This window comes from Nocardia sp. NPDC003726, assembly GCF_053586955.1.
Window position 1 is genome coordinate 161,041 of the sequence record NZ_JBSFNF010000005.1, and the last position, 15,989, is coordinate 177,029.

10 protein-coding genes and 4 tRNA genes are annotated in these 15,989 nt (G+C 69.2%); 5 read left to right on the top strand and 9 right to left on the bottom strand.

The genetic code is table 11. The features are described from left to right. Positions 1-2: 2 nt before the first annotated feature. The 5 genes from ACWDMM_RS08960 to ACWDMM_RS08980 form a co-directional block, all read right to left on the bottom strand. On the bottom strand, positions 3-428 hold the full coding sequence (locus ACWDMM_RS08960; RefSeq protein WP_195082259.1) for a TIGR02611 family protein: 426 nt from the start codon (positions 426-428) through the stop codon (positions 3-5). Between the two features lie 108 nt (positions 429-536). Then, positions 537-2,786, bottom strand: coding sequence for a solute carrier family 23 protein (locus ACWDMM_RS08965; RefSeq protein ID WP_449936789.1), 2,250 nt, complete (start codon positions 2,784-2,786; stop codon positions 537-539). A 243-nt stretch (positions 2,787-3,029) separates the two neighbouring features. Continuing rightward, entirely contained in the window at positions 3,030-5,261 is a 2,232-nt protein-coding gene (locus ACWDMM_RS08970; protein ID WP_449936792.1) for a SulP family inorganic anion transporter, read from the bottom strand. Positions 5,262-5,529: 268 nt separating this feature from the next. After that, positions 5,530-6,687 (bottom strand): type III polyketide synthase, encoded by a 1,158-nt coding sequence (locus ACWDMM_RS08975; RefSeq protein WP_357107926.1) that lies wholly within the window; start codon positions 6,685-6,687, stop codon positions 5,530-5,532. Positions 6,688-6,903: 216 nt separating this feature from the next. After that, positions 6,904-6,975: transfer RNA gene (locus tag ACWDMM_RS08980), tRNA-Val, on the bottom strand. A 375-nt stretch (positions 6,976-7,350) separates the two neighbouring features. On the opposite strand from ACWDMM_RS08980, the gene ACWDMM_RS08985 reads away from it, so the two are divergent. From ACWDMM_RS08985 to ACWDMM_RS09000, 4 genes are all read left to right on the top strand, one after another. Beyond that, positions 7,351-7,423 (top strand) — tRNA-Gly (locus tag ACWDMM_RS08985). Between the two features lie 43 nt (positions 7,424-7,466). Further along, positions 7,467-7,537 (top strand) — tRNA-Cys (locus ACWDMM_RS08990). Between the two features lies 1 nt (position 7,538). Next, positions 7,539-7,613, top strand: a tRNA-Val gene (locus tag ACWDMM_RS08995). Between the two features lie 231 nt (positions 7,614-7,844). Then, a complete protein-coding gene (locus ACWDMM_RS09000) occupies positions 7,845-9,074 on the top strand; it encodes a sigma factor-like helix-turn-helix DNA-binding protein (protein ID WP_449936794.1) in 1,230 nt (409 codons plus the stop codon). Here the strand turns inward: ACWDMM_RS09000 and ACWDMM_RS09005 are convergent. Further along, positions 9,040-9,984: a hypothetical protein gene (locus tag ACWDMM_RS09005; protein ID WP_323124423.1), complete on the bottom strand. Its 945-nt coding sequence runs from the start codon at positions 9,982-9,984 to the stop codon at positions 9,040-9,042. The two genes, ACWDMM_RS09000 and ACWDMM_RS09005, sit on opposite strands and share 35 nt — an antisense overlap. Before the next feature lie 531 nt (positions 9,985-10,515). Here ACWDMM_RS09005 and ACWDMM_RS09010 point away from each other — a divergent pair. Beyond that, positions 10,516-11,544 (top strand): hypothetical protein, encoded by a 1,029-nt coding sequence (locus tag ACWDMM_RS09010; protein ID WP_195082255.1) that lies wholly within the window; start codon positions 10,516-10,518, stop codon positions 11,542-11,544. Here ACWDMM_RS09010 and ACWDMM_RS09015 read toward each other — a convergent pair. The 3 genes from ACWDMM_RS09015 to ACWDMM_RS09025 form a co-directional block, all read right to left on the bottom strand. After that, positions 11,511-12,473: a LysR family transcriptional regulator gene (locus ACWDMM_RS09015; RefSeq protein WP_323124445.1), complete on the bottom strand. Its 963-nt coding sequence runs from the start codon at positions 12,471-12,473 to the stop codon at positions 11,511-11,513. The genes ACWDMM_RS09010 and ACWDMM_RS09015 overlap by 34 nt on opposite strands. A gap of 541 nt (positions 12,474-13,014) precedes the next feature. Continuing rightward, on the bottom strand, positions 13,015-14,574 hold the full coding sequence (locus ACWDMM_RS09020) for a flavin-containing monooxygenase (RefSeq protein ID WP_449936799.1): 1,560 nt from the start codon (positions 14,572-14,574) through the stop codon (positions 13,015-13,017). Between the two features lie 58 nt (positions 14,575-14,632). After that, positions 14,633-15,865 carry a cytochrome P450 family protein gene (locus ACWDMM_RS09025; RefSeq protein WP_195082252.1) on the bottom strand — a complete coding sequence of 411 codons (1,233 nt, stop codon included), beginning with the start codon at positions 15,863-15,865 and terminating at the stop codon, positions 14,633-14,635. Between the last annotated feature and the right edge of the window lie 124 nt (positions 15,866-15,989).

Consider the following 15,989-nt stretch of genomic DNA (forward strand, 5'->3'; position numbering starts at 1 on the left):
CGTTACAGGGGGCTGCGCAGCCATTCCCATTCGACTCCGATCCAACTACCCACAAGCCCGAAGGTTCCCAACACCCACAGCGTCGCCACCACCAGCGCGGCGGTGGCGACCGCCCCGGCCACCTGCACGACGCGGCCCTGCCGCGAGTACCAGTCCATCAATTGCCGGTACCGGTCCCGCAGCCAGGTCAAAACTCTGCGCGCCCAAGCGAATTCCGTGGCGAGGATACCCAATCCGGCGAACACGATCGCCCAGCCGGGACCGGGATAGGGGATCGCGAGCACGCCTGCCGCGAGCACGGCCACACCGACCACCGCGACCACGATGCGGTAGCCGAAGTACAGCGTAGGTCGGCGCTCGAGCCCGGCGCGGAAGGCGCGCCAGCGGGTCGGCCGATCGGTCGAACTCGTCTCCGGGTCTGCGGTCACGCCCCCAGGGTACGAGCGTTCGGCCTATCGGAGCCGCTCCCACGTGCCCGGATACGATGATCCCGCCCCGGGCGGGCTGCCCGGGGCGGGATCATCCATCCCCGTCGGTCAGACGAGTTCGCGAGCGGGCCGCTGGCCCGCGTCATCGATGTGCGCGATGCCGTTCTCGGTCACCTCGACCACGCGGGCGCTGGCGATGTCGAAGAACAGGCCCGACACCTTGACGCCGCGTTCGGCGACCGCCTTGCGCACCGCCGGGTGCCGGTGCAGCAGCTCGAGCTGCACCGCCACGTTCACCATGCTCAGCTGATCGACCTCGCCGAAACCGGCCTCCCGCGCCGCACCGGCCACCGGATGCCCGGCGCGGAAGCGCTCCAGGCTGGGTCGGGCATGGGAGAGCCAGGCGTCCACGCCGGGAACCTTCGCGCCGGTGTGCAACGCCGTCATCGCACCGCAGGACGAATGCCCGCAGACCACGATCGAGCGGACGTTCAGCTGTTCGAGCGCGAACACCAGCGCGGCCTCCACCGAGGCGTCACCGTCGGCGGGTGCGAGATTGCCCACGTTGCGCACGGTGAACAGGTCCCCCGGGCCGCTGTTGGTGATGATGTTCGGCACGATCCGCGAGTCCGAGCAGGTCAGGAAGAACGAATCCGGGTCCTGCTTGTCGCGCAGCTCGTCCAGGTGCGGCCGGACGACGTGCGCGTGGCTGCGGTGGTAGGCCGCGACGCCCGCCGCCACCGGGTTCTCGTGCCGCTCGTCATGCCGCCAAGGGCCGAGGATCTCGTCCCAGACCGAGCGCGCAAAGCTACGCGCGGGCGGCTTGGCCGCGGCGTGGGCCATCCTGGCGCCGCCGATCTCCACGAAATCGACGCTGCCGCCGTTGTTCACCTGCTGGCGGGCGAATTCCTCGATGGCCTCGAAAGCGGCGTGATCGAGGAAGTCGACGGTCATCTCCACCGTGACATCGGCTCCCGGCGGGATCTTCGCCAACTGCGCCGACAGCTTCGGCAACGCGAGGAAGGTGGCCGAACCGTCGATGGTGACCAACCAGCGCTGGGTGCCGGGGAGCTGGTCGGCCTTGATCGCCACGCGGACCACCCGCCACAGCAGCAGGCCGAACGCGAGGCCCAGACCGATCAGCACGCCCTCGAGCAGGTTCGCGAACACCACGCCGAGCACCGTCACCGCGTAGATCAGGAGGTCGCCGGTCCGCCGAGCCAGTTTGATGTGGGCCAGCTTCACCAGCTGGATGCCGATGACGATGAGCAGACCGGCCAGCGCGGCCTTCGGGATCTGCTCCACCACCGAGACCAGCGCCACCGAGAACACCAGCACCCAGACGCCGTGCAGGATCGCGGAGGCGCGGCTGTGCGCGCCCGCCTGCACGTTGGTGGCGCTGCGGACGATCACGCCGGTGACCGGCAGGCCGCCGAGCAGGCCCGACAGCACGTTCGCCGAGCCCTGGCCGATCAGCTCCCGGTCGAAGTCGGTGCGCTTGCGCGAGTGCATCTTGTCCACGGCCACCGCCGACAGCAGGCTCTCCACGCTGGCGATCAGCGCGATGGTGAGGATGGCCAGCGCCAGACCCGACCAGTCGCCGCGCGGCAGAGCGGGCAGGCCGATGGCGTCGAACAGCGATCCGTTGAGCACGATGCGCTCGGCGTTCAGCGGCAACACCAGCGACAACATCGTGCCCACCAGCACCGCGACCAACGGGCCCGGCACGACCCTGATGCGCGCGGGCAGGTACTTCCAGCCGAGCATGATCGCGATCACGACCGCGCCGATCAGCGTGCCGCCGCCCTCCAGCGACAGCAGCTGTCCCGGCAGTTCGATGATGTTGCGCCAGGCCGAGCTGTGCGAGGAACCGCCGAGCAGCACATGGATCTGCTGCAGGGCGATGGTGATGCCGATACCGGCGAGCATGGCGTGCACCACCACGGGCGCGACGGCGAGCGCCGCCCTGGCCACGCGGCTGAGGCCGAGCAGGATTTGCAGCACGCCGGCCGCGAAGACGATGAAACACGTGGTACGCCAACCGAATTGGTTGATCGTCTCGGCGACCACGACGGTGAGGCCCGCGGCGGGGCCGCTGACCTGCAGGACCGAGCCGCCGAGCGATCCGACGACGATGCCGCCGATCACGGCGGCGATGAGCCCGGCGGCGACAGGGGCTCCGGAAGCGATCGCGATGCCGAGCGAAAGCGGCAGGGCGACAAGGAAAACCACGATCGAAGAGGGCACGTCGTGGCGGAGGATATCGGTGAAGCGGTCGGACAACTGTCCGGAACTGCGGCCCGATCCCGCCGGTGCGGGCATGGACGGTGGCGGGGCTAAATCTTGATCGATAGCCATGACTCTCCTTCGCCGACTCGGCTGTCTCGCCGAGGTCGGTTGACGATCAACATGTCCAGCAGGGCACAAGACCGCGAACCGGCATCTCGCGGTGAAGCAGTCCCGACGCAGCGATGAGTCGAGATGTAAACGAGTGCAAGTGTATTGGTAAAGACTTAGCAAAGCCTGAGAAGTTCGCGGATTGTGTGTCATTCCCCACTGCCCTGCTGTCGCCGATCATCGTGATCCACCCCACAAGCCCGTTCAGACGGGCTCCGGCGCGATCCGGCGGCGGGGTTCGTCGCCGAACTCCGCGATGCCGTCCACCATGATCTCGATCACCCGCGCCGTGGCGAGGTCGAAGAACAGACCCGACACCGCCACGCCCCGCTGCTCGATGGCCCGGCGCACGACCGGGTGCGCGTGCAACGTCTCCAGCTGCACCGCGACGTTCACCATGCCCAGTTGGTCCACCGGCCCGAATCCCGCCTCGGCCGCCGCGGCGGCCACCGGATGTCCGAGCCGGTAGCGCTCCAGGCTCGGCCGCGCGTGCTCCAGCCAGTCGCCGAGCCCGGCCCCTGCCATGACCTCGCGGTGCAGCGCCTCCATCGCACCGCAGCCGGAGTGACCGCACACCACGACCGCGCGCACGTCCAGCCGCTCGAGCGCGTAGCTCAGCGCCGCCTCCACCGAGACGTCCCCACCGCGCGTCGGCACCAGGTTGCCCACATTGCGCACGGTGAACAGGTCGCCGGGGCCGCTGTTGGTGATGACGTTCGGCACGATCCTGGCGTCCGCGCAGGTGAGGAAGAACGAGTCGGCGGCGTGCCGATGCCGCAACCTGTCCAGATGCGGGCGCAGCAGGTGGGCGTGGCCGCGGTGGTAGGCGGCGATGCCTGCCGCGATGCGGTTGTCCCGGTCGCCCGTGGGCCGCCACGGGCCGATGACCTGCTCGACGACCTGCCTGAAGTGCCCGCGTTCGGGCGGTCCGGCCAATGTGGTGCTCATCCGTTCGCCACCGAGTTCGGCGAATTCGACCGTGCCGCCGCCGGTTTCGCGCTCGCGAGCCCACTCGGTGAGGAGCTCGTGCGTGGCGTGGTCCAGGAAGTCGACGGCCATCTCGACGGTCACATCGGCGTCGGCCGGCACCTTCGCCAGCTCCGCGGTGAGCTTCGGCAAGGCCAGGAAGGTGCAGGTGCCGTCGATGGCGACCACCCAGCGACGCGAACCGGGAACCGGCGCCGCGACGATCATCACGCGCACCACCCGCCACAGCAGCAGCGCGAATGCCAGCACCAGACCGATCAGCATGCCCTGCAGCAGATTCAGGAACACCACGCCCAGCACCGTCGCCAGGTAGACGTACACCTCACCGGCCCGCCGGGCCAGCCGGATGTGCGCCAGCTTGATCAGCTGCACACCGACGAAGATGAGCAATCCGGCCAGCGCGGCGGTCGGGATCTGGCGCACGAGTCCGGCGAGGGCCACCGCGAACAGCAGGATCCACACCCCGTGCAGCACGGTCGCCGCCCGGCTGCGGGCGCCCGCGTTCGCGTTGGTGATGCTGCGCACGATGACGGCCGCGATCGGCAGGCCGCCGAGCAAGCCGGACACGACGTTGGCCGAACCCTGCCCGATCAGCTCCCGGTCGAAATCGGTGCGGTGCCCCGGCCGCATCTTGTCCACCGCGACGGCCGACAGCAGGCTCTCGATGCTGGCGATGAGGGCGATCGTGACCATGGTCGTGGCGATGGCCGTCAGGCCGCCGGAGGGGATGGCGGGCAGGCCCAAGGAGTCCGGCAACGAGCCGTCCAGCACGAGGCGTTCGACGTGCGCGGGCAGCACGAACGCCAGCAGGGTGGCGGTGACCACCGCGACGAGCGGTCCGGGGATCACGCGCATCCGCCCCGGCACGAAGCGCCACGCGATCAAGATGACGATGACGACCAGGCCGGCACACAGGTCGCCTGCGCGCACCGACAGCAGCTGCCTCGGCAGCTCGGCCAGTGCGGCGAACGACGAACTCAGCGAGTTGCCGCCGAGCAGCACGTGTACCTGTTGCAGCGCGATCACCACGCCGATGCCCGCCAGCATCCCGTGCACGACCACCGGTGCGATGGCAAGCGCGGCCCGCGCGACGCGACTGAGCCCGAAGAGGATCTGCAGCACGCCCGCGCCGACGGTGATGAAGCACGTTGCGGCCCAGCCGAATTGGTGCACGCTCGCGGCGACGACCACGGTGAGGCTCGCGGTGGGCCCGCTGACCTGGATCGAGGAACCGCCGAGCAGCCCGGCCACCACACCGCCCACGGCGGCGGCGATCAGGCCGGCGGCCACCGGAGCGCCGGAGGCCACCGCCACACCGAGCGAGAGAGGAAGCGCGACGAGGAAGACCACGATCGAAGCGGGCAGATCGGCACGTCCGATACTGGTCAGACGACCGGCAATGCCTGCGTGCGGCGACGTCCGTGGTGCGGAATCGGTGTCGGTGGACATATTTTCTCCTTCGCCGGGTGGACCCGGTTCATCGGTCAAACATGTTCTTGGCATCGAAAGCGAGCAGCGGGCGAAGCTCGGGCCTTCATTCGGTCGAGTGAAGCGCGACCCGTGAAGCGGTGGTCGAGATGGTTGGTGGAAACGATAGTAAAGAGTTCACAAAGCGTGTGAAAAGGTTTCCGATCCGGCTGACCGCAACCGCTACCATAATGTGACTCAGGTCACAGCGCAACACGGTATGCCGCCAACCGGCCGGAAGGCAGCCCGATCATCGCCGCACGACGTCGAAGAGCAACCCCTCGATAGTGACGCCCGGCGCGAACGAGAACGCCACACCCGTCGAGATCGGCTTGTTCACGGCGGTCTCACCGGCGATGCGTTCCAGCACGAAGATCAGCGAGACGCTCGACATGTTTCCGTACCGGCCGAGAACCTTCCAGCTCGCCGAGGCGGCTTCCGGCGGAAGGCCCAGCGATCGCGCGGATTCGAGCAAGATCTTCGGGCCACCCGGATGGATCGCCCACACATCGATGTCCTGCTGCCGTAATCGGTTGCGGCGCAGCACGTCAGCGACCACAGGAGCGACGCCGTTGTAGATGTATCGAGGGACGTTCTCGGACAGCTCGCACGTGATGCCGTCGTGATTGACGCCGACCGCGATGCCGTCTTCGGTGGCCTCGAACAGGTGGGTGAAGGTGTCCCGCAGGACGATCATCCCGGGTTCGGCCCGTTCCGTGCCGCGTTTCGCTCCGATGACGACCGCGCCGCAACCGTCTCCGAACAAACTGTGGGTCACCGCGTCGCCGATGTCCCGGACGGGGACGGCATGCACCGAGTTGAGCTCGATGCACAGGACCATCGCCTTCTTGCCGGGGTTGGCCCGGACGAAATCGGAGGCGGCGCGGATTCCGTTCATCGCCGCAGCGCAGCCCATGAAGTTGACGACCAGGCGCGCGACCGACCGAGGCAGTCCGAGATTGTCCACGACCGCGACATCGACGCCGGGCGCGATGACGCCGGTGCTCGTCGCGAACACCAGGAGCCCGAGGTCGGCCGGATCGGTTCCGTCGAGCGCGCGCCGCGCCACGTCGACGGCCAGTGGAACGGCGTGGCGGTAGAACAAGCGCATGCGATCCTGGATCGTCGCCGGTTCGCCGTTCGGGGCATGGATCCGAGGGTCCAGCGGGTCGACCGCGAAGCGCCTGCTGCCGATCATGGTCTTGCGAAAGATCCGCCTGACCTGGGCCTGCCGCGCCGGATCGGTGAATTGCCCGGCCATCCACTCCGCCGCGACGGCCTGGTCGAGAACCAGACCGGGCGTACCGGTGGCAATTGCTTCGATGACGGGTACGGCCGGCGGAATCGCGTACTCGCGCGCGTGCGCAGCCCCGTGAATGCGAGGTGCCTGGTCGAGAACGATGGACATAGCCGTTTTTCCTCACTCGAGCGATGGAGAATGGGTCCTCCAATCGTCGAAGAGCTAACACTCGGCAACCAGACACCCCAGGGGTAGGGATCCCCCACCCCACAACTCCGCGACAGGATTCCGTGGCACACGCGGCCGAAGACGGCCCGACTCGAGCCGGAACGACCGGAAAGACAAAAAATCCCCCCGACCAGGTAATTCGTCGAGGGGATGAAGTGGTCCCAGCTGGGATCGAACCAGCGACCTTCCGCGTGTGAGGCGGACGCTCTCCCGCTGAGCTATGAGACCTGACGGGCTTCCGAAGGCTCGCGAGGCGCCCTCCGGACGAGACGAAACATTAGCACGCGGCACCGGCGGTTCACCAAATCGCCCTCCGGACAGGGGTCGTTCAGCGCGGAACCACCGGCCGGGGCAGCCATTCCGCACGGTCGCGCTGTGGCGGTATGTCCGGTCGTTCCCGGTCGCCGACTGGACGCGCTTCGGGGATCGCGGGGACGACCGACGTCTCTGCTCCCCCACCCACCACAGAGGCCACGGGTGTCACAGTCGGCCACCTTCCGGATTTCTGCCGTTCTACCAGCGGATTTGTACCTTTCACCGAGCGTCGGCTAATGTTCTGTCTCGCACCACGGAGGCCGGAAACGAGCCCCGGGGAGGCAGAATGCGGATGTAGCGCAGCTGGTAGCGCATCACCTTGCCAAGGTGAGGGTCGCGGGTTCGAATCCCGTCATCCGCTCGAGAGGTAGGGCCAGGCAACTTTACGCCGTCCCCCTTTGCGCGGTGGAGTGGCCGAGTGGTGAGGCAACGGCCTGCAAAGCCGTGCACACGGGTTCGATTCCCGTCTCCACCTCGCGCGATTAGCTCAGCGGGAGAGCGCTTCCCTGACACGGAAGAGGTCACTGGTTCAATCCCAGTATCGCGCACCACCGTCTCACAACTCGGGCCCGGTTCTCACCGGGCCTTTGTTGTATTCCGGGACGGGGAGCGGGCGTCCCCTTCCCCACCTTCCTGCAGCTGACCGATCGGCGTGCCTGCCGCGCCGCATCGGCGATTTGCCCGAGCTGACCATCGTTGCCGTGGCAAGGACTGCGGCGGGTGTCGGTAGGTGCGGATACGCTGTGGCGCACAGTGCCGGAGCCGAGTCAGGGGGTTGTCGCGTGACGATCAGTGCGGAGGTCGCGCGGGGTGCGGCGCCGGATGACGACGATCCCGAGTCGCTCGACCTGCGCGACGACATCTCGTTCGAACTCGAAGAGGTCAACGAGGTGCTCGGCGAGTTGATTGCGCTGCGCGCCGACCGGAAGGCCAAGGACGGCGACCTGCTGACGGCTCGGCTGGGGGTCGGCGGCGAGAAGCCCGAGACGCTGGCCCGCATCGGCGCTCGCTACGACCTCTCCCGCGACCGGGTGCGCCAACTGCACACCAAAGCGGTCGGGCAGATGATCCGGATGGCGCAGCTGTCCGGGCATCGCGCCGCCGCCGTGCTGTCCGCGCGCTATCCGCTCGACGCCATGGACCGGCAGCTGACGCGGGCGCTGCTGGTGGAGACGTACGCGACCGACACCGATATCGCCGCGACCGAGCTGTCCTACCTCAAGCTGCGGCTGGCCGGGCACGCGGCCGAGGACGCCAAGCGGATCGCCGGTTTCGTCACCCAGCGCATCGCGGCGTGGCAGAAGAAGACCAACCGGCGCCTGGCGAAACTGCACGACGCCGAGCCGCGCGCGACGAGTCAGCTGAATCCCTGGCTGGGCCAGGTCGACTGGCCACGCGCCGGCGCGGCGGCGTCGATCCCGGCCGCCTCAGCGCGCACCGTGGACAGCGACGACGACGGACGCGGACGCTTCTACCTGGACAAAGTCGGTCGCGACGTACCGTTCGACTCCGGTTTGGAAGCCAGGCTGCTGTGGATTCTCAACGCCAGCGACCTGGTCGAGACCTTCCTGGAACAACCCGCGGCGGTCGTCTACGAGCTCGACGGCGCGCAGCGGGTGCACTACCCGAGCATCGTCGCGCGGCTCACCGACGGCCGCACGGTGCTGATCGACGTCGCGCCACTGGGCCATGTCGGCTTTCACGTCAACGTCGTGAAGTCCGCCGCCGCTCGGGCGCACGCGCACGCCAACGGCTGGGGCTGGCTGGTCTGGACGGGCAGCCGCATCGGCATCCCCGATCTCCTCGCACGCCCTGTCGACACCGCCGCCGAACGGATGCTGCGCGACCTCGTCGAGCGCGGCCCCGTGCAGTGGGCCGCGCTCGGCGAGGTACGCGCGAAGACCGGCCTGGAACTGCTGGACTTCCTCGCGCTGGTGCTGCGTCACCGATGGCGGTGGGACCGAGCGCCGTTCCGGCTCAGCGCACCACCATCGCCGCCGCCAGGAACGTGACGATCAGCAGCATCGCGCAGATGGTGATCAGCTGCCAGCGGCCGATGGTCACCTCCAGCTTCGCGATGGTGTTGCGCAGGGCCTTGTCGAGCCGGTCGTGATCGGCGATGGTGCGCTGAGCGGAGGCCAGGGCGTCGGCCCGTTCCTGCGCGGCCTGCTCCGCGCGCTCCAACCGCGTGGTGAGCTTCAGCAGGTGTTTCTGCTTGTCCCGCAGCGCCTTCCGGGTCACCGCCAGCGACGTGCGCTGGTTGACCAGCTCCTGGCGTTGCCGGGCGATGACCGTGGCCTGCGTCTTCGTGTGGTACTCCCAGTCGGTCACCGTGGCCCAGCCTCCCGTCTTCTCATCCCGATAGCCCCAGACGTACTCACCGCGTACCCAGCCCGCGATGAACTCGCGCAATTCGACCGGCTCGCGCCGCGGCGCCGCCATCGCGTGCTCGGTGTCCAGCACGCCGGTGACCGCGCGGTAGTCACAGGCGGCGGGCGCGAAGTCCGCGATGCCCAGAGCATGCAGGTACGGCACCCAGTAGCCGGGCGGGCACAGCCACAACACATCCGTACAGCCCTCGGCGCGTAACCGCTCGGTGTGCTCCTGGGCGAGTCCACGCTCCAGCGGTCCGCTGCGCACCTCGATCGCGTAGACACGGTCGCCTTTGCGCCAGACCACATCCACCGGCAAAGTCCCGATACGCCCATCCACTTCGGCTTCGTCGGCTCCGTAGGCGAGCAGCCTGCCGCACAACCAGTATTTGAGCCGCCGCATATCCCACTGGGCGGCGGAACATTCCGGACACCCACAGGCGTAACCGCGCTTCGATCCACGGACCCGGCCCGGAGCCTCTCCGATACCCAACTCGGCGAGCATCGCTCGGCGCCCGCAGGCGATCTCCGCCCGCTGCTTCGTTCTCACGCGACCACTCCCCTGCACAAACCACCGCAGGCCCGGCGACCTACGCCATAGATCAAGAGTGCGTCAGACTCGGCTACCTCGCCAGCCCCGTTCACCCCGCGCTCGGGTGTGCCACCCAGGTGGCCGGTCCGCGGAATCGGCGTTGTTCTCTGCGGCACAAGGACTTTCATCATGCCACGGATTGATGACCGGCACTGCGGGAACGATGGATTGACAGTTGCCGCCATCCCGCGACGCGCCCGGGGTCCCGGCCGCGCGGCAACCGGCGCGCGCTTCGCGGCGCCGGAGCGTGGACTCGCGGGGGAGGCGATTCCGGCGGATAATGACCGATCAGATGCGCCGGCCCGGTTCCGGACAAACCGGGTCGCCGCGTAATCCGCCCGCAGGGGGCCGATTCCGGGGGCCTAGGCTGCTTCGATCAGGTCATGGGTCGGCGCACCACCGAATCTTCGCGAGCCGCGGATGTCCAACTGGCGGATAGAATCGTCCGGCCGAGTGCGAGCTGGGCCGATACGGGGAAGTGGGTACTGGATGGAGCACGGTCAGCAGACCGGCGAGTCGATCGGCGCGATGTTGGCGAGTATCGCGTCGGCTCTCCGAGAGGTCAGTGAGAAGCTCGACGCGGTGGCGGCCCGGATCGATGGTGCGCAGCCCGTGGCGAGCGAACCGAGCGTCGAGGGGCGGTTGGCCAAGCTCGAGGCGTGGGCTTTCCGTGCCGGACAAGACATCTCGGGCCTCGATGCCAGGGTGGAGCGCCTGGAATCCGAGGACGACCCGGCGCGGGAGGATCGGCGAACGGCCGCCCAACGCCCGCTACCCCGGGCAGCCGCGGGCCGATCGAACGCGCGCCGGGCGGAGCCCGAGGGCGAATCGGCGGCGCAGAAGAGCGATTCCGGTGAACCGGCCGGTGGCAGGAACGGCGCGCGCCTCCAGGGCACACCGCGCGAGCCGGTGCACGCGGCCGCTGAACCGGGTTCGGCCGCGCAGACGAGCTTCACCCCGCCGCGCGAGCCAACGCTCGATCCGAGCGCCACGGCCGCGCAGAGCCTGACCGCGCCCCGCGACCCGGCATCGAGCTTCACCGCCCCGCCCGCGCGTGAGCCGGCTTTCACCGCTCCGGTCCAGCGGGAGCCCACATCGTCGTTCACCGCGCCGACCCCGCGCGACCCGGGCACGGAACGGCAGGAGGGGTTCACCGCCCCGCGCGAACCCGCCACCCCGTACGCCTCCGGTGAGAACGCCGCATACGAGAGCATCGTCGCCTCCGCATCCGCCCACACCGGCTCGGAGAACGGGACGGCTCCCGACGCGGGCGCCGGACCGGCCGGAGCGCATCGCGCCGGGGACGACGACCGCACCCCGGTCGAGAACACGCACGTGGACAAGCTGCAAGCCATGCTGGACGAACTCAAGCGCACGGCGGCGGCTCCGCTGAGCCGCTCCGACGTCTTCGGGCCCACACCGGGTGAATCGACCACGAACGGATATCAGTCCGAGCGCACCGAGGCGCAGCGCAGGCCCGCCGACTACCGGCTGTCCAGCCCGCCCCCGCTGTCCTGAAGCACCTTGGCCGGTCGCCGCTTCGGCGGACCCGCCGCCGCGAACGCACGCAGCAGGGTCTGCTGGACGAGATCGCGCAGCCAGCGATGGCCCCCGTCGGCGGTGTTGCGTGGATGCCACGCCATCCCGATGGCGACCTCGGGCAACGGCAGGGGTATCTCGAACGCGCGCAAGCCGATCGCGGGTAGCGTGGCGGCGCTCAGCAGGGCGGGCGCGGGGCACACCAGATCGCTGCCGCGCACCGCGAACAGCGCGCTGGTCAGCGTCGGCACGGTGGCCACCACCCGCCGGGTGCGGCCGTGCAGGGCGAGGCGGTCGTCGATCGGTCCGTGCGAACGTCCGGCGCGCGAGATGCTCAGGTGCGGCGCGGCGGCGTACGCGGCGACGGTGACGCGATCGGTGACCAGCGGATGGTCGGCGGCGGCGACTCCGATCACGCGATCGGTGAGCACTCGGCGCACGGTGGTCTCCGGATCGGTGTGATCGATCGGGCCGACCTCGAGGTCGACGCGTCCATCCCGCAGTGCGCCGGTGCCCTCGACGTTGTCGGGCAGGAAGCGCAGCGTCACGCCCGGCGCTCGGGCGCGCACCGCGGACAGCAGGGGCCCGGCCAGCTCGGTGAGCACCATGTCGTCCGCCTGCACCGCGAACGTCCGGCGCAGCGCCGCCGGGTCGAGATCCGCGCGCGGCGTCAGCAGCGCGCGTCCCTGCTCGACCAGCGTGCTGACCTCGTAACGCAATTCCAGCGCGCGGGGCGTCGGCACCAGATTGCGACCGGCGCGGACGAGCAGTGGGTCGCCGAGCACGTCGCGGAGTTTCGCGAGCGTCCGGCTCATCGCGGGCGGCGAGGTGTGTAGGCGCTCCGCGGCCAGGGTGACGCTGTTGGTGTCCAGCAGTGCGTCGAGGGCCACGAGGAGATTCATGTCCAGCGCTTCCACCCTTGGATTATCGCCAACGCAAACCGCGGCTCCCCGCATTGCGCACGCGATAACCGGGGCGAGTCCGCGCCGAATGTGCGCCGCCGGGTGATCGTCGACGGAACGGCCCCTGATCGAGGAGGTCCCCCGCCGCGGGTGGGTCACCGTCGCGAGCACCCGACCCGCTGGTGAGCAGGGGAAACGGCCTTGGACACGTCGGCTGCGGAGCCGCCGGACGGTCGTTGTCGAGACATCAGGCATCGCCGGGGACAGGACGGCCGACGGACGGCCCGGCACGATTTGCCGAACGTCATCCGCCGATTCGGCAGTCGATGCAAGTGTGCGCAGACAGTCGCCGAGCCGCGCCCGGCCGGGCCGCGCAAGCCGATCTCGCGGTGGCCCGCCGTGGGTTGCCGCTCCATGACGCGGATCTGACGCCGGTATCGGAGAGATCGCCACCCGGCGGGTCCTCGGCGCGCGAGACTCCAGCAGCCCGTTCCGAACCAGCCCATCCGGAAGCGGCCGGGCCGCCATCGGAACGGCCCGGAAGTCCTCAGTGGCTGACCCGGCCGCTGTCACCCTCGTACGGAAGCAGCTCCGCTTCGATCGGCTCCGGCGGGGTTGCCACCGGCCTTTGCCCTGATTTGCGACGACCGGCCAATCCCCGGTAGGACTCCGGTCTGATCCGGCGGAACACCTGGGCCGCGCGCGTGTGCAGCGGCAGCCGCCACTTCAGGTCGGCGAGCATCTCATCGATGTTCTGGATGGAGAACGGGACGACCGACGTGCCGTGCGCATGGTGGCCGTGCGTGCGTTCCTCCATCCAGCGCAGGCGGGCGTCGATCTCCTCCCGCATTTCGTCGGTGGGCGGCAGAACGAGCCCGCCGGTGAGCAGTGCAACGGTCCAATGTGCGGCGACCTCGGCGTTCAGTGTGCTGATCGCCGAGGAGTTGTAGCCGGCGAAGGTCAGATTGGGGACCTCCAACGGCAGGATGTTGCGGTGCAGGCGGAAGTTGCCGCGCTCGTCGGTCAGCCTGCGCTGGATGTACGGCGTGAGGAAGGGCACCCGCTGCTGGAAACCGGTCGCGCAGATCACGACGTCGGCCTGCAGCACCTGTCCGGTGGACAGCCGGACCCCGGGCGCCGACTTCTGGCCGCCGCCCAGCTCGGAGATCGTGGTGTCCCGGTGCACCGTGATGCGCCCGTTGGCGACCTGCTCGTAGAAGCCTTCGCTGACCAGGCTGACGGTGCTCTCGGCGATCTGCTCGAACCGCCCGCCGGGCACCAGGCCGAGGTCGCGCAGGTTCGAGTGCTTGGTGACAAGTTCCTGGATCAGATCGAAGTTGCTGATCCGCACCGACTCGCCGGGGCCGTCCAGGAACCGGTCCATCCAGCGCGCCCGCGGATGGTGGAAGTGGGCCTCGCCGAAGCGGGTCAGCATCAGCCGCTCGTAGTCGATCACCCGCGCCAGCTTGCGCGGCATCTTCCACAACAGCCTCCGGGCCACCACGGAGGTGGACGCCGCGACCTCGCTCACCGCGGTGGCGATGTCACAGGCGGACTTGCCGTAGCCGACCACGACGACCGACTTGCCGCGCACCGACTCCAGATCGGTGAACTCCGAGGAATGGCACAACTGCCCGCCCGCGGCGCGGAACCAGTCGGCGCCGTGGTACTCCGGCATCGCCGGGTCGCTGAAGACACCGTTGGCGATCACCAGGTGGTCGTAGGAGGCCCGATGGATTCCGCTCTCATCGCGAATTTCCAGCAACCAGCCGCTGTCCACCGGGTCGGCGGCGACCACCTCGGTGCGCAACCGCAGGTGCTCGGTCAGCCCGAAGTGTTCGGCGTAGGCGGCCAGATAGGCCTGCATGTGCTGTCCGTCGAGGACCCGCGGGTAGTCGGCGGGCATCGGGAAGTCGGAGAAGTGATACGTGTCCTTGGAGTTCTGCGTCTGCAGTCCCGGGTATCGCCGGGTCGCGCTCCACACACCACCGACATCGGGTGCACGGTCGAATACCTCGACCGGAAAACCCGCCTGTTTCAGCACTTTCGCGCAGGCGAGACCTGCGATACCCGCACCGACGATCCCGACGCGGCTTCCGCTTGTCATGCGCAGGAGATTACGTCGCCAGCGGCGCACAGCAAAGTCGGTCGACCGAATCCGCTCTTCAGCGCACCGCGGGCGTACCCACCGCAACGACGGGGAGCTCGAGCAGCCCGCGGATCAGGATGCTCTCTCGCCAGCGCAGGTCCGCGTCGTCGAACGCGGGGCGCAGCAGCGGATAGCGCCCGACCAGCCGGGTCAGCGCGATCCTGGCCTCCAGCCTGGCCAGGGCCGCCCCCAGGCAGTAGTGGATGCCGTGGCCGAAGGCCAGATGGCCGTTCGCGCCGCGGTCCGGGTCGAACGCCGCGGGCGCGGCGAAGTGCCGTTCGTCACGGTTGGCCGACGCCACCGAGACCAGCACCAGCTCCCCTGCCGGAATGACGTCGCCGCCCAGGTGGACCGGCGCGGTGGTGTAGCGCAGCGTCGCCACGTTGACCGGGCCGTTGTGGCGCAGCGTCTCCTCCACCAGCGGTGTGACGCCGGCCGGGTCCTCGCGCAGGGCCTGGTAGCGGTCCGGATCGGCCAGCAGTGCCAGCACGGCGTTGCCGATCAGGTTCACCGTGGTCTCGTGGCCCGCGACCAGGATCAGGAAGGCCATGGAGATCAGCTCGTCATGGCTGAGCCGGTCTCCGTCCTCGGTGGCGGGCAGCAGCTGGGAGATCAGATCCTCGCCCGGTGTCTCCGCGCGCCGCCGCGCGATCAGTTCGTCGAAGTAGGCGACGATGGCGTCGGTCGCGGCGCGCATGCCCTCCGGGGTGGACAGGGGGGAGTCGACCACGGCCGCCGACCACTCCCGGAAGCGGGCGCGGTCCTCGACCGGCACGCCGAGCAGTTCGCAGATCACCGTGATCGGCAGCGGGAACGCGTACTCCGCGAGCAGGTCGACCGGACCCGCACCCGCCGCACGGTCGATCGCGTCGAGCAGATCGTCCGCGATCGCCACGATCCGGGGGGCGATGGCCTCCATCCGGGCGGGCGCGAACGCCGGGGTGACGAGTTTGCGCAGCCGCGCGTGCCGCGGCGGGTCCGAGTTCAGCAGATGGTGGCTCAGGCGCTGGTTGACCGCGGTGAGGCCGCTGTCGCCCGCCGCTGAGCGCCGGGCATCGACGCCCAGGGGAGCGTGCGGATCCTTGCGGACATCGGGATGGCGAAGCACCTCCTTGGCGGCGTCGTAGTCGACGACCAGCCAGGCGCGAACACCGGTGCGCAACCGGATCCGATGCACCGGCCCCTCGGCCCGCAACTGCTGGTAGAAGGCATACGGCGTGCGAAAGAAATCCGCGGGCAGCTCTCTCATCCGTTCGATTCCCCCTTGGTTCGCGAGTGTCGTTGCGGCCCTTCGATGGTGACACCGATCACGGATGGCGGCCAGCCGCGCGACCGAACCCGTTCGCGCGATAGGCGTTCGCCCCGCCGTCGCG